The sequence below is a fragment of the Bdellovibrio sp. NC01 genome (assembly GCF_006874625.1).
Classification (GTDB): domain Bacteria; phylum Bdellovibrionota; class Bdellovibrionia; order Bdellovibrionales; family Bdellovibrionaceae; genus Bdellovibrio.
This window is the reverse complement of the sequence record NZ_CP030034.1, coordinates 3431044-3451316: the sequence shown is the minus strand read 5'-3', so window position 1 is coordinate 3451316 and position 20273 is coordinate 3431044. Positions and strand designations below refer to the sequence as shown.

General features: G+C 44.9%; 20 protein-coding genes. 7 read left to right on the top strand and 13 right to left on the bottom strand.

The window, feature by feature from the left end; all coding sequences use genetic code 11:
• Nucleotides 1-106: 106 nt before the first annotated feature.
• Together DOE51_RS16420 and DOE51_RS16415 are read left to right on the top strand one after the other, a co-directional pair.
• Nucleotides 107-796, top strand: coding sequence for a hypothetical protein (locus tag DOE51_RS16420; RefSeq protein WP_142697613.1), 690 nt, complete (start codon nt 107-109; stop codon nt 794-796).
• Between the two features lie 8 nt (nt 797-804).
• A complete protein-coding gene (locus DOE51_RS16415; protein ID WP_142697612.1) occupies nt 805-1179 on the top strand; it encodes a hypothetical protein in 375 nt (124 codons plus the stop codon).
• A gap of 44 nt (nt 1180-1223) precedes the next feature.
• Here the strand turns inward: DOE51_RS16415 and DOE51_RS16410 are convergent, their stop codons facing one another.
• The 4 genes from DOE51_RS16410 to DOE51_RS16395 all read right to left on the bottom strand — a co-directional run bounded on the left by DOE51_RS16410 (nt 1224) and on the right by DOE51_RS16395 (nt 6711).
• On the bottom strand, nt 1224-1913 hold the full coding sequence (locus DOE51_RS16410; RefSeq protein WP_142697611.1) for a hypothetical protein: 690 nt from the start codon (nt 1911-1913) through the stop codon (nt 1224-1226).
• Nucleotides 1910-3604: a DUF1501 domain-containing protein gene (locus DOE51_RS16405; RefSeq protein WP_142697610.1), complete on the bottom strand. Its 1695-nt coding sequence runs from the start codon at nt 3602-3604 to the stop codon at nt 1910-1912. The genes DOE51_RS16410 and DOE51_RS16405 overlap by 4 nt, the downstream gene beginning before the upstream one ends.
• A 13-nt stretch (nt 3605-3617) precedes the next feature.
• Nucleotides 3618-5174, bottom strand: a complete 1557-nt coding sequence (locus DOE51_RS16400) for a hypothetical protein (protein ID WP_142697609.1) — start codon at nt 5172-5174, stop codon at nt 3618-3620.
• Between the two features lie 205 nt (nt 5175-5379).
• The gene (locus DOE51_RS16395; RefSeq protein ID WP_142697608.1) at nt 5380-6711 is read right to left on the bottom strand and encodes a hypothetical protein; all 1332 of its coding nucleotides are present in this window, start codon (nt 6709-6711) and stop codon (nt 5380-5382) included.
• 312 nt (nt 6712-7023) lie between these two features.
• On the opposite strand from DOE51_RS16395, the gene DOE51_RS16390 reads away from it, so the two are divergent.
• Complete coding sequence (locus tag DOE51_RS16390) at nt 7024-8214, top strand: KamA family radical SAM protein (RefSeq protein WP_142697607.1); 1191 nt, start codon at nt 7024-7026, stop codon at nt 8212-8214.
• Here DOE51_RS16390 and DOE51_RS16385 read toward each other — a convergent pair.
• Nucleotides 8211-8681, bottom strand: coding sequence for a hypothetical protein (locus DOE51_RS16385; RefSeq protein ID WP_142697606.1), 471 nt, complete (start codon nt 8679-8681; stop codon nt 8211-8213). The genes DOE51_RS16390 and DOE51_RS16385 overlap by 4 nt on opposite strands.
• A gap of 67 nt (nt 8682-8748) precedes the next feature.
• A complete protein-coding gene (locus DOE51_RS16380; RefSeq protein WP_142697605.1) occupies nt 8749-9366 on the bottom strand; it encodes a hypothetical protein in 618 nt (205 codons plus the stop codon).
• Between the two features lie 171 nt (nt 9367-9537).
• Here DOE51_RS16380 and DOE51_RS16375 point away from each other — a divergent pair, with 171 nt between their 5' ends.
• Nucleotides 9538-10833 carry a C1 family peptidase gene (locus DOE51_RS16375; protein WP_142697604.1) on the top strand — a complete coding sequence of 432 codons (1296 nt, stop codon included), beginning with the start codon at nt 9538-9540 and terminating at the stop codon, nt 10831-10833.
• Nucleotides 10834-10851: 18 nt separating this feature from the next.
• Here DOE51_RS16375 and DOE51_RS16370 read toward each other — a convergent pair whose 3' ends face one another.
• Nucleotides 10852-13146, bottom strand: a complete 2295-nt coding sequence (locus DOE51_RS16370) for an ATP-dependent helicase (RefSeq protein WP_142697603.1) — start codon at nt 13144-13146, stop codon at nt 10852-10854.
• A gap of 172 nt (nt 13147-13318) precedes the next feature.
• On the opposite strand from DOE51_RS16370, the gene DOE51_RS16365 reads away from it, so the two are divergent.
• Together DOE51_RS16365 and DOE51_RS16360 are read left to right on the top strand one after the other, a co-directional pair.
• Nucleotides 13319-14656 carry a hypothetical protein gene (locus DOE51_RS16365; RefSeq protein WP_142697602.1) on the top strand — a complete coding sequence of 446 codons (1338 nt, stop codon included), beginning with the start codon at nt 13319-13321 and terminating at the stop codon, nt 14654-14656.
• 4 nt (nt 14657-14660) lie between these two features.
• Complete coding sequence (locus DOE51_RS16360; RefSeq protein ID WP_142697601.1) at nt 14661-15296, top strand: hypothetical protein; 636 nt, start codon at nt 14661-14663, stop codon at nt 15294-15296.
• Nucleotides 15297-15366: 70 nt separating this feature from the next.
• Here DOE51_RS16360 and DOE51_RS16355 read toward each other — a convergent pair whose 3' ends face one another.
• Nucleotides 15367-16179, bottom strand: a complete 813-nt coding sequence (locus DOE51_RS16355; protein ID WP_246845142.1) for an SPOR domain-containing protein — start codon at nt 16177-16179, stop codon at nt 15367-15369.
• A 132-nt stretch (nt 16180-16311) separates the two neighbouring features.
• On the opposite strand from DOE51_RS16355, the gene DOE51_RS16350 reads away from it, so the two are divergent.
• Nucleotides 16312-17151, top strand: a complete 840-nt coding sequence (locus tag DOE51_RS16350; RefSeq protein ID WP_142697599.1) for an inositol monophosphatase family protein — start codon at nt 16312-16314, stop codon at nt 17149-17151.
• Between the two features lie 27 nt (nt 17152-17178).
• On the opposite strand, the gene DOE51_RS16345 is transcribed toward DOE51_RS16350, so the two are convergent.
• The 5 genes from DOE51_RS16345 to DOE51_RS16330 all read right to left on the bottom strand — a co-directional run bounded on the left by DOE51_RS16345 (nt 17179) and on the right by DOE51_RS16330 (nt 20260).
• Nucleotides 17179-17535, bottom strand: a complete 357-nt coding sequence (locus DOE51_RS16345; RefSeq protein WP_142697598.1) for a hypothetical protein — start codon at nt 17533-17535, stop codon at nt 17179-17181.
• Between the two features lie 10 nt (nt 17536-17545).
• Entirely contained in the window at nt 17546-18469 is a 924-nt protein-coding gene (locus DOE51_RS16340) for a phosphatidate cytidylyltransferase (RefSeq protein WP_142697597.1), read from the bottom strand.
• On the bottom strand, nt 18466-19116 hold the full coding sequence (locus DOE51_RS16335) for a CDP-alcohol phosphatidyltransferase family protein (protein WP_142697596.1): 651 nt from the start codon (nt 19114-19116) through the stop codon (nt 18466-18468). Before DOE51_RS16335 ends, DOE51_RS16340 begins: the two co-directional genes overlap by 4 nt.
• Nucleotides 19103-19267, bottom strand: coding sequence for a hypothetical protein (locus DOE51_RS19220; protein ID WP_168196475.1), 165 nt, complete (start codon nt 19265-19267; stop codon nt 19103-19105). Before DOE51_RS19220 ends, DOE51_RS16335 begins: the two co-directional genes overlap by 14 nt.
• 144 nt (nt 19268-19411) lie before the next feature.
• Nucleotides 19412-20260, bottom strand: a complete 849-nt coding sequence (locus DOE51_RS16330) for an SDR family oxidoreductase (protein WP_142697595.1) — start codon at nt 20258-20260, stop codon at nt 19412-19414.
• Nucleotides 20261-20273: the final 13 nt, after the last annotated feature.

Here is a 20273-nt window from a genome sequence, read left to right as displayed (position 1 = left end):
ATCTTGTTTGGTGGTGAGCAGGGCCCCCGGGAGCAATCCCGGGGGATTTTTTTTATCCAAATGATATCTTTTTGCGCAAATCGCGATCTGTTCTTACACTGAATGCATGAAATATCTTTTTCTGCTTCTTCCTTTGTTGTTCGCCTCTGGCTGCATCCATAAAAAGCCGCGTTCTGGTTCGTTAACAAGAACCTTTCAGATGAAACAAGTCCCGTTGACTCCTTATCATTGGAAAATTCAATACGATGGCGGTGGAAAAGTTCTTTTCAACCCTGATGGTAGTGGTGATTTGATCTATCAACCGCAGCAAGCTCTGACTTCGGCGCAGACTTTTGCGACTCTTTTATTGTTGAAAGACAGTTTGGATGTTCCGCTGACGGATTACGCTGTGAAGATCGAAGTGACGACCGCGAAGCAGTTGCGCTCATCGACTCCAAATGATTGGGAAGTTTTCTGGTTCTTTGGAAACTACGTGCAGAACGGCCCGAATGATAAGACTGCCAATTATTTTTTGTTAAAGCCAAATACCGGTGTCGAGATCGGCCGCGCGTTTGAAGACGTAGGCCAGCACTTCCTGAAAACTGATGAAGCCAGTGAAATGAAAATTGGCGAACGCGCTACTTTCATCATTGTAAAGGAAGGAAAACGTTTTCAAGTGTATAAGAACGGACAAGAAATTATCGATTATCAAAGTGGGCAAATGCCTGACTCTTTGTATGATCAAGCGGGAGCTTTAGGGCTTTACAGCGAAGATTCATTAATCAGAGTTCATTCATTTGCCTATCAAAGACTCTAGGAGAGATCGTGAAAAAATTGATTCTTGCTCTGTTTGCTACGGTTCTGGTTTCTGGTACTGCGAAAGCGTCTGAAGATTATTGGACTCAGGTCGTTTCATATACGACGACAGAAGATTCGCCTGCATATCGTGATATTCTTGTTCACAATCCCGGAACATATTCTGAAATGCGTGTGCAAATGAGTGGAGCAGGATATATCGATCGCATCGATACAATTTCTTTGTTCTTGTGGGGTAAAGAAGTAGACGGTCTTGATGGTCACTATGAAGCGGGCGAGATGAAAGCGGTTTACTTTGGTTCACGTCAAGTACGATGGATCCGCTTGTATGCACGCTCGGCACCTCCGGGAATGCCAGTGAATGTGAAAATTTGGATGAGATAAAAAAGAAAAAGGCCGCTTCAATGAGCGGCCTTTTTTATTTGGAATTATTGTAATTGCCATCCCGGCGATTCGCAGACTTGCAAAATCACCGCACGCCAACGATTCATCACAGTTTCACCATTTGCAGCAAGCGACTTGTCGAGCTCTAATAAAGAACTCACAACTAATGCTGGCGCATCGTCACCGCGATAGAACAATTCATAAATTTGTCCAACCGCAGACGCTGTCGGTGCCGTTGAATGTATCACTTTTTCTAAGACAGCGGTAACACCTTGATCGACACCTAAGATATTTTCGCACGCTTGGACGTTGAAAGACTGTCGAACCGTGTTGTCTTCAGATTGATATGGCAAATTCGCATTGGCAATAGAGCCACCACAATCAAATCCCGAATAAGAACTGTAAGGATCGCAACCTTGGCCGTATTGAGAGCCCTTAAAGAACACCCATTGATTAATCAGACCTTCAAGGTTTGGAACGGGTGTTGTTGTGGACGTAAAGACTTCTCTGAACAAAGCGGCGACATAATTTTTATTAACCATCTGCACACGTTGCGTGGGCAAGACAGCTTCTTGTTGCGATGGATGATTTAAATCATTCGAACCCATCGACAACGAGTTTGCCGATGAATCAATGGCTTCAAATCCGCCCAATTGCGAACAGTTTTGATAGAACTGAGTCAAAATCAAACCAATGATGATGCCGCCGAATAATCTTTTTGAATTTTTCGTCACGAATTCACCGTTTTCGCTGGGAAGTTAATAATAAGTTTTTCGCCAGTCAAAGAAGCCAATGGCTTCGCCAAATTCTGATAAGGATTTTTTGGCGCACGCAAAAGTTCTGCAACCGTTGACGCCGCCATTGTCGGAGTCGGTCTGCCGTTTTGATTGTAACCATCAATAGGCGCACCCAAACCTTGAGTCCCTTGATAGCCGCCACCAGGGCCACTTTGATAAATGTTACCCACACAATGTGGACCATTCGTAAAGGCACCCGAGAAAACACTCGTCACCATTTGATTGAAACCGTGGTCACTGCCCGAACCGTCAGAGCGTGCACTTCGACCAAAATCAGACATCAATTGCACAACGGTTTCAGACCAAACGTCTTTACCATTTACTTGTGCCGCTTTTAATTTATCAGTTAATTCTAACAATCCTGCAGCGAAGGCACGGAATAAAGCTGTCGTATAGAACAGACCTGCCATACCACCAGATTCATGCATGTCGTGAATCAAGTGATGTGCTACTGCGCCTCCTGTGTTTTGTTCTTGTAGCATGACGCCTGGAACTTCACCCATTTGAATATCGATCGAAGTCACAAGGCCTTTAGTTAAAACATACTCTGCTAACGCTAAACTTTCAGCCCATGAACCGGGACCTGTTGTTTGGCTCATGCTATTGCGAAGATCGAAATCTTTTGAAAGCACCATGCCGCGATTGCCGCTGGCAACGTGCAATTTCCATAATGCATTTTCCTGCGAAAACAATCCCAGGTCACTGATTCCAGGAAGACCTGATTGGCGCATGCTGGTTAAAATCACCTGATTATAACGAGCGACTGCTGGTGCCCAGTAAGAGTTGATGTCACTGACCCCAGCCTTCATCAGTTTCGCTGCATTATCTAAATTCTTTTTTACTACTGCGGAACCCGAGCGATCTGATTTTGCATAAGCCGACAGGCGGGCTTGTGCCAATTCATACGCGGCGATATTACGAGTCTTCACGTTGCGACCGGCAACGCGACCTGGATCTGGCGCCGCAAAACCTTGCATTAAATTTAACAAGGGCGAACCCGTTAATTTGTTCATAGCCTTGCCATGCAAAGAAACGAAGTTACCGAAGTCACCGCGATCAGGCCATTGCACAGCCTCGAAAGTTTTCGTGGAACTATCGGCTGCTAAGCCGCCAATCGACGACACACCACCGACCGGTGTCTGTTGAGCACTGGCGTTGAAAGGATGACCATCAAGGCCCGAGCCGTAACCACGAATAACCAACATGTTTTTAAGAAGATCAGTCAATGGACGATTCGCATTTGCGGATGTGAAAACCGTATGACTGAACATGTGTGGAACCATCACACCGTTATATTCGAAAGTGGAATAAGTGACTCCTGATGCACGTCCATTCGAATTAACGAACTTCGTTGCAACCATTGGATTGAATGCTGGAGTGGGATCGCTTTTATTCGGCGCAATCCAGTGATCGAAAGCATAACGATACGGAGCTCCGATCATCATCACATTCACGTAATTACGAATGCCTTCACCTGCGACTGTTTCCGCATGGGCTTGACGAATAAAGCCATTCGCCATGACATTCAAAAGTCTTTCAATCGGTGTTGGCGTTAAAAACGAACCGCCGGCAATCAAGCCACCTTGTAAAAACTGTCTACGATCGAATTTATTTTCGCTATCAGACATACAAAGCCTCTCATTAAGGACGATAGTTCGCCGCACGGTAATAGTCAGAATTCATAATCTTTTTAATCATATTTCTTACGGATTGATCCGCTCTTAGACCGGCGCCAAGATCTTCAACGAACTTGCGGTCTTTCACCGACTCTTCGGAAAGCTGTTTATTCAAAGTGGCATTGCGTGGATCAGTACGGTCGTACAAAGAAACGGTAATGCCAGTGAAGTATTCAAAATATCTTTTTGCGGCACACTGATAGAAGTCATCAGTCGCGGCGAACGCAGCACCTACGCCAGCAACGTTTGCAACATTTTGATCTACCAACGCACCCGTTGCGAAAGATCTAAAGTACACGCGACCCGACGGTGTTTGACGGTGGAAATTAGGAACTGTTTCTGATGGCCAGCCAGTGACCGAACCTTGATTCACACTGAATGTCGCCATCAAAGTGGAAGTTTTAGTTGTCTCTGGAGAGACGTCAGTTAAGCGTGCGAAATCCGAGTTCGTCGTCACGACGTTACGAAGCGTGTAACCCATCGGATCTAAATTCGCGTGGCACATCACACAGCTGCTAGCATTTCTAAATGGCGTTGAAGAATTACCCACAACATATTGCATGACATCGGATTCACGCAAAGCGGGAAGAGTCGCACACATGAAAGTTTGCATATTCGTTTGTGACCAACGACGCGGAACTTTCAAAGCACCATTCATGATCGTGCCTTTGCCATGACCGAAGTTCATCATGATATAAACGGGCGTACCTAAAATACCACCGCCCAAGCCGGTGTTGATATCGAACATATAATTTAAGCCTGGAACGTTGTTACCACGTTGATCTGTGAATGCTGCTAACGTCACGTTGTTAGCAACGGCTGTATCACTTGTGTTTTTCAAGCGCACACCCACAAGATCACCCACTTCAATTTTTGGAAAGATCGCAAAACTTGAAGCCGTCGTTGTGATATTCGTCGTGAAGTTACCAACTGTCGGCATGAACGCAAACTTGTTCACGTTCAATTCGCCATTGTTACCATAGATACGACGACCCGGAAAATTCACCGCCCAATTCACGCCGATCTTTGCACCCATCGGTTGGTCTTCGCGCAGACCGTGCACGCCGGTTGGTGAAGTCACGATATCTGAATAGCGTCCTGTACTAGAAAGCACAGCGCGACTGATGAACAATGCAGGTTCTGTCGAATCGTAAATATCACCAGTGCCATTTGAGGTTTCGTTGTTGTTATCTTGAATTTGTTCAACTGTGTTTGCAGTGAACCAGCTTCTATGAAAGCTCGTAAGATTCGCAAGAATCGCACGAGCTTCAGAATCATTTTTATTCGTTAAATAACCTGACGTTGGATCAAGCACTGCTTTATCCAGAAGCTCGTTACACGCAACGATGCCTTTTTTAAGACCGGCTTTAACGTCGGCCATACTTGAACTATTGAGTGGAACTGGTTTGCCTGTTAAATGGGAATAACAACGAGCAAAGAGGGCTCTTTCAGTCAGATTTTGTGCGAATGAAATAGAAGAAAAAAGCAGCACCAGTGCTGATGCACCAAAAATTCTGAACATGGTTTTTCCCCCTCGATAGTAGCCTTCAATTTATCGGCAGGAAAACATCATGAGTTGAATTTCAGTCTTAGTTTGAGACAGCGTCAGAAGCACTATATTCGCTTGGAGAGTTTCTGGAGCACTTAGTGAAAATCTTAACAAAAAAAACGGGCCCGTCGTGGGCCCGTGGAGGATTGGGAACTAATATATTTCACTGCGGTTCTGGTTATCGGCGACCAACTGGAACCATGATGTATTGCACGTTGTTCGTGTTACTTGTTGAAGTTGCACCTGGAATTGCAGTGCTTGGTACAAGTGTTGGAGTTACAACTTGAGTTTGTTGACCTACACCGCGACCTGGAGCCAAGCGTGGAGCTACAAGAGTTGGATCAATACTGCCTGGCATAGTTGGACCAACTGATGTGCCTGGAAGTTGTGGTTGAGTGCCTACTCCTGCATTCGGTACAGTAATTTGACCAGGAAGAGTTGTGCCTGGTTGAGTTACCACACCTGTCGTGATCAATTGACCGTTCACGAAGTTGAAGTTTTGCGGAGCAGAGATCAAAGAATTCAAGATTTGATCTGCTGGGTTTGAGTATGACCACACAACACCATTCAAGTCAGCGTAAGAGATTGATTGCTCTGACAATGACTGATTCGCCCAACCTGTTTGCATGCTCGCGAAGTTGTTTTTCGCAGAGTAAACTTGGTTGATACCTTGTTGGTACATTTTCATCCATTGGTTAGAAGCATTCAAATCGTTCGTATTCAAAGCCGTTTGCCAGTTTGTATAGAACGTTTTGACCGTGTTACCTGCGTAACCAATTGAAGCCGCAAGTGTAAGACCCATGCGTTTACGAAGGTCTACCCAACCTTTTTCAGTCACCATTGCATCTTGAATTGCTGTCAAAGAATCCAATGCAGATTGGTTTTCTGAAGAGTCGTTGCTTGCGATAGCTTGAGCAAGTTGTTGTTGTACGTATTTACCGTAGAACTCAGCGACTTCTTTTTGATTTGCTTTTTCATCGCTCAATACTGAAGTGATTTCGTTAATACGGCAGTCCATAGACTCTGCGTCTTTTTCTTTACCGCACTTTTTCAAAGCCTTTTCAGTGAAAGTAGCTTTTGCTTTCGGTTTTACTTTTTCTTCTGGTTTTTCCGGTTTTTCTTCGTCAGCTTTTACAACCGGTTTTTCTTTTTGTTCTTCAATTTTTGCCATCACTGCAACGTTAAGTGCATCGATGTCTTTTGTATTTTTATCGAAAGTGACGTCTTTCAATACGAATTGATCGCGTTCGCAATCTTCGCAGAAACCTTTGCCTTCAACATATTTAGGAAGTAAAGCCAGGACTTTCTTATCACCTGCTTTAATGTATGTAACGTCAGCAACACCTTTAGCTGTTGTGATTTTACTAGTGATTACATCTTCTGATTCGGAAGCAAGTTCCGCCGATGCAAGTCCACCATTGTGAGAATTAAAAGATACATTAAAACCAAGTACCAGCAGTAGTGCTGATGCCATTGCCCATTTTTTCTGAGCGTAAGTGAAAGTTTTCATAAGTCCTCCTGTTAATAGGTCTTCCAGACCCTTTTATCTACAGTGATGTAAAGCGAAGGCCGGGCCAGAACAGGCCTGTCGTGCCAGCCGTCGTAAACGATGGAATTCGTTAAGAGTTCTCATGTTGAGAAGAGTTTCCTGGCAAAGCCGGCTTGTCGAACTTCTATTGCCCCGCTCTGAGACTGGATTTTAATGCATTAATTTCAATGACTTAGGTCATCACGGGCGTCTATGGGCGGTGGCACGTGAAAAGGACTCTTTTGGGCACCTTCTGCTTGCCTGCAAGCCACAAAATGAAGGATAACCACCGCGATGAAGTTTCATTTCCCGAAGAGTCCCAAACCAGAACACATTGCCGAAGCCGATTGGAATAATTGGACGTGGCAGTTACGTCATTCGTTGAAGACTCAACAGGATTTTGCAAAACATTTTGAATTAAGCAGCGACGAACAAGCGGCCTTCAGTGAAGGTAAAGAGCTTTTCAATATTCGCACGACTCCGTACTACGCAAGTCTTGCGGGTGGCCCAGGTGAATCGATTCGTCAGATCTTGATGCCCCAAAAGCACGAGATCGAAGATGGTGCACAACAGATGCTTGATCCTTTGGGCGAGATTCAAAACAAAGCGGCTCCGCGTTTAATTCATCGTTATTCAGATCGCGTTTTATTTTTGATTACTGATATTTGCAGCGTGTATTGCCGTTTCTGCACACGCAAACATTTCACAGGCCAAGAACAAGCCTTCATTCGTAACGAAGAATACGAACAAGCGATTGCTTACATCAAAGCTCATCCAGGTATTCGCGAAGTTATTTTGTCAGGTGGTGATCCACTGACGGTTGGTGATAATCAGCTTGATCGTGTGTTGGGTGATCTGCGCGCCATTGATCATGTCGAGATCATTCGCATCGGTTCCCGCATGCCGGTGGTATGTCCTATGCGTATCACTGATGATCTGGTGAAGATTTTGAAAAAGCACAAACCAGTGTTCGTGATGTCACACTTTAATCACCCGAATGAATTAACTGCCGAAGCCGCTGAAGGTTTAGAGCGTTTGGTGGATAACGGTGTGCCGGTGATGAATCAGATGGTGCTATTAAATGGTATCAACAATCATCCAGCACTTGTACAAGCCTTGAATCGTCGTTTGTTGTATTTGCGCGTGAAGCCTTATTACATGTTCCAGTGCGATCCTTCGATGGGCACGGATCATTTAAGAACTTCTGTGGAAGACTCTTTAGAAATTCAAAAAGAGTTGTGGGGGCATTTGTCGGGCTTAGCGATGCCGAATTTGTCTTTGGATATTCCAAATGGCGGTGGCAAAACTTATTTGGTTCCGAATTTCCAAACAGCGCATGAAGGCACTGTTCGTAAATTTACAGGCTGGGACGGCGTCGATGCGGAATACGTAAGTCCATCGCCAGATAAAATCAAAAAACCTTTCGTGGGCCCTTACGAATCAGAATGGGCCCAATTGAAGAAAGGCAAAACTCCGTCAATCTAGTGCGGAGTAAATTCCAAAGTCAGATACGCATAATCGTTTTCTACACCTTGAGAGAATTCCAATTTCTCTGGCAGAACTTTGCCTTTGAATTGCAACCACGTTGTTGTTGAAGAAAACATTTTTGTTGGAACTTGGTCACGGTCTGTAACCCAATACAAAATTTCGATCGCAGATTTGTCGGCCTTTGCTGAATAGAATTGTTGTGCCAGGAAGTGCACACGGAAAACTCTAAGCATGTTTGTGCCTTTGCCACACCATACGTCCCAGTCCCATGCATCGGGTCTGTCGTAAACGTGGGCGCAGTTCAAGCGAATCTCGCCGTCGTTTGACATGTACGTGAATTTTACGTCGTCTTCTTGGATCGCTTTGATGCCGACTTTAGAAAAGCCTTTTGGCACAGGCGCTGCGAATGAAAGGGCAGGGATCACGAATAAAATTGCTGCGAATAATACTTTGAGTGTTTTCATATTAAAAGCGTAACAAAAAAGGGCTGCATGGAGCAGCCCTTTTTCAGAAATCTTTTGCTATTGAAAACTACCAGATAACAGAGAAGTTCAATACAGCAACTTCGATACCCATGTCGATGTCGCCTTTTTTAACCAAACGGAACTCTGGAGAGTAGCTAACGTTGTTCCACAAAGCGAAACGTTTACCCGCGCTCAAGAAAAAACCGAATTTTTCTTCGCCGCCATCACGGTTGTCTTTAAGAAGACCGTAAAGACCCAAACCCAATTTCGCGAAGAATGCATTTTTAAGATCAGATTGGAAGTTGTAAGTACCAACAGCCAATAGGTCGATCAAAGTTGCGCTGTCGCCACCAGTTACTTCTTTTGGAAGAAGTTGAATACGAGCTTCGCCACCAACTTGGAAACCATCTTTCAAGTAGTGAGAGTAAGAAGCACCAACGTCGATCACTGTCGCAGTGTCGCAGTCTTTACATGCTTTTTCTGAAGTCAAAACACCACGAGTAAGAATAGTTGTGAACTCGTGTTGGCTGCCTGAGCCACCTGAAAAGAAGTTTTCAGAAGAAGCATAGCTTCTTTCAGCTGTTGGTGAGTTTTTAGCTACAACAGTGCCAGTAGATTTAGATTTTGCGTGAGCTACAGATACAGACAACACCAAAGTAGCCAAAGATACGATCAACTTATTCATGAAGAGTCTCCTTTTGTTTAGACCGCCAAAATTTTTTCTCAGGTTTAGAGGTCTAGTCAATCTCATATTCAGACATTATTGCGAGGCGCACTAACTCCTTATTGTTTCCATGAACTCAAAAAGGTCGGGTGCGGTCTTTTCATGAAATTCCGGGTCATGTAATCTAGGAGTATGCGCTTTTTGCTTTCATTCGCCGGATTGTTGTTCGTTTCTACTGTTTATGCGGGAGCTTCAGTCACATCATCACCATGTACAACGATGCCTTCGAGTTTCTTGTCGGACCTTGTGAAAGGTGAACCTAGTGCGCAAGGCACTTTGTGGCAGATGGTTAAAGAATGTCCGCAACAAGTTCAGAATCTAGGAAACTCATCCATGGAGCGCCTAGTTGTAAAAGGCAATTTAGCCAACTGGCAAAAAAATCTGGAAGACGTCATTCGCAGAGACTACCAAGATCGCAGTCTTGATCAGCAGGAAAGCGACTTCGAAAGCCTTGCAAAAATTCTGGGCAAGGGCCCCAACGACGCTAAGGTGCGCGATTTAATCAAACAGTCCAAAGACTCGAGCGCACGCGAAAAAGCATGCACCGCTAAAGACAACCGCGATGACTCTTTAGGAAAGGCACGCAATCAAGGTGAGGTGGGTTGGTGTTATGCCTTTACAGCGGCCGATCTTATTTCCCATAAATTAAAGAAACGTGTATCCGCGACTGACATTGCCTTTGGTTTTAACCAAAAAGATCCAACGATTCTTGGTGAGAAGTTAAAAAAAGCGATGGAAGCCGGAGAGCTGCTTAAGAAAAATCGTTTTACGCTCGAGACATCCAGCGACGGTGGTTTAACGACGGAAGCGATCAACTATCAAACCGCTAAAGGCGTGTGTTTGGAAAAAGATCTTCCATCCGATGAAACGACAATGAGCAGTCTTAAAACATCTTTAGATGAGTTAGACCGTTTGAAATATCAAATGGAAAAAGATCCGCAGATGTGTCAGTTCGGCGCCTACAAAGCAAGCTTCGCACGTTTCCCAGCGCTTCCACTTCGCGATATTTTGCAAACGGCTTACGAGACTGACTATAGCCAAGTCATGGTGAAGCTTGCCGATAAAAACTGCGAAGGCAAGCGAGTCTCGATGAAAGGCATCGAGGCGATTGAAGTTGTGGTAAGGAACGAAAAGACCGCGCAAGAGGCTTTGAAAATGGTCGACAGCGCCTTAGACAATAAGTCAATTGCGGGCATTGGTTATGACATGAAGGTTTTAGGTGATGAAGAAGCCGAAAGTCAGTCGCACGCCTCTTCAATCGTGGGTCGAAGATATAATGCGCAAACAAAACAGTGCGAATATCTATTAAGAAATAGCTGGGGAGACAAATTCGACGATTCATCTCCACTGGAAAATGACAAAGGTTATTACTGGGTTCCCAGATCAAATCTGAAAAGGGTTCTTTCAGACGTGACGGTCATTAAGTAGTAAGCCGAAAGATTCGGCTTACACTCTTTCAAGACGTGCGTATTTCACGACAAACTTTTTCACAGTGTTATCCGTGAACATCACGCTGACTTTCAAGTTATCGCCAGCACCTTCTGTTGCGTAAACAGTTCCCACACCAAACGTCGGATGGCGTACACGCATGCCCTTGTTGTATGTGCCAGAACCTGCTCCAGTGCTTTCGTAATCTGGGAAGTCTTGTGAATCGAAATCATCATGACCGCCACTGCGCGCTTTATTTCGGCCCGTTGCCGAAGATCCCCATGACGATTCATAGTGATCACCAACACTGCCTGTAGAACCATAACGATTCACAAAGCGCGGAGAATCCGCTGCCGCTGAAGTGAAGTGCATAAGCGCTGATGGAATCTCTTTAATGAAGCGAGATTGCGGATTGAATTGCTCTTGGCCCCAAACTCGACGCATCTTTGTGAAAGTCAGCCACAATTTTTGACGAGCGCGAGTCATGCCCACGTAAGCCAGACGACGTTCCTCTTCAATGTCTTCTTCGCTTTCAGATTCAGCCGCACGACCGCTTGGGAAAAGGTTTTCTTCCATGCCCACGACGAACACATACGGATATTCCAAACCTTTGGAAATATGCAAAGTCATTAACGTCACAGAGTTCTGTTCCTGATCCAAAGAATCAACGTCACTGACTAAAGCCATCTCTTCCAAGAAGCTTGTCAAAGTGGATTCTTCGCCACGTTCTTTCGCGAATTGTGCGATAGCGTTGTCGAGTTCTTCTAAGTTCTCGATACGTGCTTGCGCTTCTGGTGATTCATCTTTCTTCAACGCCTGAAGATATTCAGTGCGATCCAAAACGATGTGATAGAAGTCAGTCAACTTGAATGACGTGGCATCGCCTTGCAAAGCATCCATCATGTCTAAGAAACGACGCAGTTTTCCAGTTGTACCAGCGTTGAAGATTTTCGCTTCAATTGCTTTTTGCGTGCCCAAGTACATCGTCAAACCATTTTGCGCGGAAAACTCTTCGATCTTATCGATCGTTGTTTTACCGATACCGCGAGCAGGAACATTGATAATACGTTTCAACGCAATATCGTCTGCCGGGTTCACAGCAAGCTTCATGAAAGACAGAACGTCTTTGATTTCCATGCGTTCATAGAAACGCACGCCGCCCACCAGGCGATAAGGAATCGCCAAGGTGCGAAGTTGTTCTTCAAGCACGCGTGATTGCGCATTGGTACGATAGAAGACGGCGTAGTCATTGTAAGAACCTTCGCCCTCATTCATCATCGTTTGAATTGTTTTAGCGACGAATTTTGCTTCGTCGTATTCGTTACGTTCTTCGCGAACTTGGATCAGATCGCCTTCTGGATTTGAAGTGAAAAGAGTTTTGTCTTTTCTTTGCGAGTTGTTTTTGATCACCGCCGTCGCAGCGTTGACGATGTTTTTAGAAGAGCGATAGTTTTCTTCCAATTTCACGACAACAGCTTCAGGGAAGTCTTTTTCAAAATCCAAAATGTTTTTGATGTCAGCACCACGCCAGCTATAGATCGACTGATCTTCGTCACCGACAACGCATAAGTTGCGATGTGCTTTCGCCAGCATTTGCACCAAAAGATATTGGATGTGGTTGGTATCTTGATACTCATCCACCATGATGTATTGGAATTTTTCTTGATACATTTTCAAGATGTCTGGATACATGCGGAATAGATCGTAAGTCTTCATCAGAAGATCGTCGAAATCCAAACTGTTCGCACGTTTCATCTCGAGTTCATATTTTTTATAAACTTCGACAGTCTTCTGATCCATCAAGCGCTTCGATGATTTTTCTAAACCTTCTGGAGTCAGACCCAACATCTTTGCGTTGCTGATGCGTGCTTGGAAATTTTTTGCGGGATACATCTTGTCGTTGATATCCAACGCCGTCATGACTTTTTTGATTTGGCTCAACTGATCTGAAGAATCGTAGATCGTGAAGAACGGCTTATAATCAAGCAAAGTGATGTGACTGCGCAAAACGCGCACGCAGAAACTATGGAATGTATTGATCCACAATTGCTCGCGGATCATCACGCCCATGTCGTTCAAGATCTTGTAAATACGGTGCTCCATCTCTTTGGCGGCCTTATTTGTAAAGGTCACGCAAAGGATACCGTCTGGAGCCGCAGCCCCCTGGCCAATGATATTTGCCATACGGTGAGTAAGTACGCGGGTCTTACCAGAGCCAGCGCCTGCCAAGATAAGAAGGGGACCGTTCAGGGTCTCGATCGCTTCCTTTTGGGGAGGGTTCATATTTTTCGTAACAAATTCAAGTACATCCATTAACTTCCCCCTCGTGGCAGTTGGCCCCTCTGTCGAAACTTTGGTAGGATTGACAAAGTTTGCCTATCCCTAAGTTTTCATTGAGATTTTGCCCGAACTCGACTACAACTATAACGCGTTTAGTCAAGGGGCTGTTGGAGCCCTCCCGGTTATAGTGTGTCGAGAGGATTTTGTGAAGTTCGATTTTCAGCGAATCACAGCAGCAATTTTGATGGCGACGACTCTCGGAGCCTGCTCTGCCAATCCTGACTCTGCGTCGACTTCGGGCGACGTAAAAGTCCTAGCTCCCATGAATGATGCCAGCTCCAAAAATAGCTACTCTTTGCAGTTTATTGACCTTATCGGCCTTTCCAATCTTCAAGAAGTTTCGGGAAAATTTGTTCGTTTCTTTTTTAGTCCACGCATTATCAACAATCACCTGAATGGCTCCGCTCCAAAGGGTCGTTTTATTCGCAATACTGATGGCAACTATGTGCCGGGCAATGATTTGTCTCAGCAAATGGTGGTGATCTATGCGCACATGCAAAGACTTGCGGCTTTGGATGCCGAGGTTGGTGCGGGTGATGTGAATAAGTGGCCTCGTGATGTCGGTATCGGTGTGCGCGTTAAAGGCGGAATGAGTAATAACGCTTTCTATGATGGCAAAACAGATTCAATGCTTTTCGTTCCCTACACGCAACCGGATCTTCCGATTGCAGCGAATGGCGGAATTCTTGCGCACGAACATTTCCATTCTTTGTTTTATAAATTAGTTCTTAAAGGTTTGAACGAAGAAGCATCAGTGCACGATCGTAATTTGTTTTTGCAGGCTTCAGGAATTTCAGCAGATGACAAACACACTGCTGACGCGACTCCGGCACCCATTGGTCGTTTGGAAGCACGTTCTGATTTCAGATCGTTGGATAAAGATGAACTACAGGAAGCTTATCACACAGCTTTGATGCGTGGCTTGAACGAAGGTTTTGCGGATTTCTGGGGTTGGATGTACACGGGCAATCCTGATTTTATCGCGGCCTCTTTGCCTTCGCAAAAATCAGTTCGCAGTTTGGAAGTTAAAAACGCAGATCTTGTGCACACAATGCCAAGTGAACTCAATGTTCGCAGAGACGTTTCGTTTTTCATGGTCAACAGCGGCGACAGCATCGAATTGAACAGCAACTTGATTGGTTACGCTTACACGTTAGGGACGCAATACTCACGCGTGTTGAAAAGACTTTCTGATATCACAAAAGAAGCGCGCAACTTAAGCGAAGCCGACGCCCGTTTACAAGTGGGTAAATGGTTGGTGAAAACTCTGCCGTCAGTGCGTGCGGGTTTGGCTGCTGCTGATAACGAAAATTTCTATAACTCTGCAAAACTACTTGATGGTTTGACGGAGTCGATGGGCGAGTTGCAACAGTCCGAGTGCGAGTACCTAGCACTTGTCCAAAATAATTCGGGCGGCATCATCGACGGTAAAAAGAAAACCTGCAAACAAGTTGACTCATCTTGGAAAGTTGTGACGGAGTAAGCTTATGAAAAAGCTTGCTTTGTTATTGGCACTTCTTATTTCTACACAATCTTATGCACAACCAGCGGCTGGCAGAGCGGAAGCGCCGCCAACATCTAAGCTGAAAATGCCATCGCCGCCCGAAGCACCGGTTGATTTGCAAGTGTATCCTTTGGGTGTGGAAATGCGTTACGAGCGCAACGAAAACCAAGAATTTGAAACTCACAACTTTATGAATTTCGCATTTGCGCTAAAGAAGAAAAACTTAGCGGCATTGATCGAATATTCTCGTTACACACAAGACTCTGGCAACAGCACAAGTGGTGTGAATCTAACTCATCAAGAAATGCTCTTGTGGGGCGAGTGGCATTTTGTGCAAAGTGAAGCGCCTGAGGGTTTCATGTCTATTTATGGCGGCTTGGGTCTTGGGGCCTATAACGAAGAAATCAAAACCACTTTGATGGGTGCTTCGCAAACCGATGATGGTGGTTACAAAGTGATATCGGCATTAAAGCTCGGTGCTTCTGCAGGATATAATCTAAATCATACTTGGGCTTTAGTGGCAGCTCTTGAAGGACGCGCACTGTTTGCCAGTGACTTCGATCCAAACCCGATTCCGAGCGGCGTTCTGCGCGTGGGATTTTCTTATAAGTTGAAATAAAAAAAGCCAAGTCGTGTGACTTGGCTTTTTCTTTTTGAGGACTAACGTTTTAGGAAGTCTATCCGTTAGATTACTCAGTGATTTTTTGAACGATCGCAGAGCTTACTTTAGCTTTGCTCAAAAGTTCTGTTCTGTAGCTTGCAGCTTCTTTCGGAGTTGCAAATTGACCAACGCTTACGCGGAACCAAGTTTTACCTTTAACAGTCGCTGGTACGTAGAATGCGCTGTAACCTTTGTCTTTCAAATCAGAAGCAAATTTTTGTGCTTCAGCTTCATCAGCGTAAGAAGCAACTTGCACTGTGAATTTACCAACAGTGTATTGCGCAACATCTTTTGGAAGAGAAGAAGGAACGCGTGCTTCTTTAGTCGCTGGAGCCGCTTTGTGCTCTGTTGCTGTTGGAGTTTTACCAGCAGCCAATTCTTTTGCCATTGCAGAAGGCTCTTGTTTAGCAGTCGTCGCAGGAGCAGCTTTTTCTTTACCGTGAGCAGTTGTTGCTACAGCTTTAGTTTCAGCTTTCTCTGCTTTTTCAGCGCCGTGTTCACCGTGCTCAGCAGCAGCAGTTTCAGCGTGTTCGCCTTCTTTGGCTTCAGTTGCAGGAGTGTTTTCATCAGCTACGAATTCTTCAGCCAACTTTGCGATTTCTGCATCAGTCATTGTGCCTGATTTTTTCTCGCCGTGTTCAGCAGTTGCAGCACCTTCTTCACCTTCATGAACAGAAGCTACTTCACGTTCTGCTTTCTCGCCTTTTTGAGGTTCTAATTGTGCCAATTGATGTTGGTTGTCACTGTACTTTTTGCCGACCAATGTTCCGATCGAAAAAGAAAGTAATGAGATAAAGAAAACTAATACTAGTTTTACGACAACATCTGTCTTAGAAGCCATTTTTTGAATCCTCATAAGTTTAAACTCGCTTGAATGCTTAAGTTTCGGGCCCTTCCTTTGGCCTTAGATCCATGTTAGCGTTAACTCACGTTAATGGTCAACGTTCAGGACCGGTCTTCGTTAGGGGAAAGCATGGAAAACAGCGTAAAATCAATGGATTGGCAGCAGGTCTTAGGTACAGCCATTAAGGCCGCGAGCCTTAGCAGACAAGTGCTTCTCAATTATTTCGGGAACTTAGAACACATCGAAGAGAAGTTTCAAGCCGGTTTGGTGAGCGAAGCTGACAAAGAATCCGAGCGTGTCATTGCGGAACATCTTAAGAAAAATTTTCCGACGATCGAGTTTTTGGGCGAAGAATCATATGCCGCTGGGGCTAAGGTCCAGTGGCAACCTGCGGGTCCACAAGGCCGTTGGATCATCGATCCGCTTGATGGAACAACTAATTATATTCATCGCTTTCCGATTTTCTGCATCAGTATTGGCTTAGAAGTCGATGGAAAAATTCAACTGGCGGTGATCGATGTGCCGATGTTGAATGAAACATACACAGCGATTCGTGGGCAGGGTGCTTTCGTTAATGGTCGCCCTTTGCGTGTCAGCAAAACTTCGCAGTTTAAAGATGCATTACTTGCAACAGGTTTTGTCGCAGAACACGAGCACGTGATTTCTGAACAATTAAAAATCTTTTCTAATATCGTTCGCAAATGTCGTGGAGTGCGCAGACCAGGCGCTGCTGCTTACGATCTTGCGCAAGTCGCACGCGGAGTCTTCGACGGTTATTGGGAAAGAAACATTCAACCGTGGGATGCCGCTGCGGGAATTTTATTAGTTGAAGAAGCAGGCGGAAAAGTTCAGACCTACAAAGGCGATGAGTATAACCCGTATAAGAATTCAATCATTGCCGGAAATGCCGACGTGGTGAAACAGCTGCAAACAGAGATCACTCCGTTTATTTCTGAAGGCACTCACTAAGGGGGTCAGCCGCGCGAGCAGGGGCGGCTAGGCAACTTGTCTTGAAAAGATCGCGATCACTGAAATACCGATAATAACCAAAGCCGTGCCGATCCATTGTGGCAGGCTCAGGTTTTGTTTATCGATAACCATCTCTAGGAATGTGCCCCACAAGAATGTTGTCGCGTAGATTGGGAAGACGACAGAAATCTTTCCACCCAAGCGATAAGCGATGACGAATAAAACCATCACTACGCAAAAGCTTAAAACTCCAAGCATGATGTTCCAATTTGCGTAAAGAGGAACCTCTTTCATTTTAGAGGCGCCCACTTTATAGAAGTACTGGCCACCGGCACCAAAAAGAGCAGCGATCAAATTCAAAATAATTGGAATCGTTTGGTTCATGGCCTTGTCCTTAAATCAAATATTTAAATGCGTAAAAGAAAACGATTGAAGTTAGTGCCAGTGAATCCACACGGTCTAACAAGCCACCGTGACCCGGGATTGAGTTTCCAAGGTCTTTAATGTTCAAGTCACGTTTGATAGCAGAGAATGTGATATCACCAAAGAATCCAGTGAAACCGATCAACGCACCAAGAACAGCGGCCTGAGTGCCTGTGACACCGATGAAGTTAGAAATCGCATATGACAAAGCTGTTGTTGAAGCAACACCGCCGATAAGGCCTTCCACCGTTTTCTTTGGAGAAATCTCTGGGCACACTTTTGTTTTACCGAACAACTTACCCCAAGTGAATTGGAAGACGTCGTTAATTTCAGTCGCAAGAATAAGGTAAAGTACTAAGTGATATTTTTGTTCTTGTGGAACGAAGTCTTGGTGGTGCGAATACAACAAAGCAATGTGCGAAAAGCTGAACACCGTCATCATCATCGACCAGTGAATCACGCCCATCGTGCGACTGACGTTTTCAGTAGAACCAGACACGATACTGCGTAAGCTTAAAGCCAAGAACAACATCACCGGAATAAAAGTCAGGAAGAATGTTGTTTCATTGTAGTAAGCAAGAAGATATTGGATCGGAATCGCGCAGTAACAAATTCGCAAAACTTTTTGGTGGCTTTCGCTGAGGTTGTATTGCGTGATGATCTCGCGGAACGCAAAGATCGAAAGTACAGCAAGGCTTACTGTCGCTAAGATGTCGTTTACGAACAAAGCAACAGCGGCAACTGTGACCATCACCCACCATGAAAGTGTGCGCTCAATCAGTTCTGAAATAAGTTTGCCTGGTCCTTTAATCCAACGAACCAAACCGAATACGGAAGTGAGGACCGTCAATAATGAATAGATCGAAATCAATGCGATTGAAATTGATGAGTTCATTTTGTCTCCTTAAGCGCGCGCGCGTGGGAAGAGATACGACGAACGAGTGTTATTAATAAACCTACAAACATAATCCATAATGCCACGTAGACCGCATCGATATTGAAGATCATATCGATCGCAGTCGCTATCGTTAGCAAAGCCATGCGATGTTGTTTCGCCATAGGGCCCAAGAATTGATGGCCTAATCCTAAAGATGCGCCCAATGCGCGAATATACGCAGTCATTGTCGCAAGAAAAATATTTGTCGCAGCCAAGGCCATTCCGAAATCATGAGCTTGGCAGTAAAGACCCGCACCTAGGATAATGATCGCGTCAGCGATACGGTCAGGAATCTCATTATAAAGATCACCAACCGCAGACTTCTTTTTATATTCAATCGCAAGCATGCCGTCTAAAAGATTGCACAACAGACGTAATTGAATTCCAGCAATAGCAAAAATTAAAAGCCAAGAATTCGCAGTCGAATGAGCTGCGATATAGGCGACAAGTCCGCCCAATGCGAAAACAACACTCAAGACAGAAACCTGGTTGGGCGTGACATTCGTTTTCGCCACAGCCAAAGCCAACTGTTGAGCCCACGCTTTACCGCGCGTTTTCAACTCACGTCTTGATGATAATTGTTTTGCGGCGTTAGAGGATTCCACTTAAACCCTCTGTTGGATCGAAGATTCCACATTCCGCGTTTTTTTCGCGGCATTGCAGTGCCTTTGGCATCAGTGTCGACCACAACGCCCACAGCACCACCCAGCCTACAATCGCAGGAAGCAAAGCCAAAATAACGACTTTTGTTACCATAGAAATCTCACCTTTTTTATATTCAGTGGATTCTAGAGCAAAAGTTCCGCCACAAAATGGCTTTGTCAGGGTTCCGTTAATTTCCTTTTAAGGAAGTTTTCTAAGAACAGCACTGTCTAAGGATTTTACAGCAGCCGAAGGGTGCTACTTTCTTGCTTTTTGGAAACGAAAACCACGAGCGAAAATAGCATCTACCACACGAACCGGGAGCAGCTTCATCAGCCACGCTTGGAAGTGAATGTTCTTACCAATTAAATAGTAAGGATAGGGATTTGGCAGAGTGATCGCTTGCAAAACTTTATTCGTAACATAGCTTACGGGCACCGCGTTTTTTGCGACATCTGTGACGGCAGATTTCAGGCTATTAATAGCATCACCGTAAACTTCTTGAAGTTCTGGCGTCAGTTGCGCTTCCAGTTTTTCACTCTGAGCGATGGACTTATCCCAGATATCTGTTTTGATAGGACCTGGTTCAATCAAAATGACTTTCACACCTAACGAGCGCAACTCGCGGCGAAGAGAATCCGAGATCGCACGCACGGCATGTTTTGAACTTGTATAAGGAGCCAGAAACGGCGAAGACATTCGCCCACTGATGGAGCCAATGTTGATCACGCGACCTTTGGTTTTACGAAGCAAAGGAAGAAAGGCTTGAGTCACCTGCAGAAGGCCGAAGACATTGACTTCAAAAAGATTGCGCCATTCTTTTAAGTTCATGGCTTCAATCGGACCACCCAAGGCGATGCCGGCATTGTTGATCAAGACGAAATCTTTAACACTTTGTTGGGAAATAATATTCGCGGCGGCAACGACTTCTTCATTTGAAGTCACGTCCATACGAATGACATGTAGAGTAGGGTATTTATCTTTAAGATCTTTGAGTGCTTCAAGTTTACGAACGCAAGCCCACACTGTGTAACCTTGTTCTAAGCAAGATTTAGTAAGTGCGAAACCAATTCCAGTAGAAGCGCCGGTAATCAACACATGTTTCATACCGGCACGATAT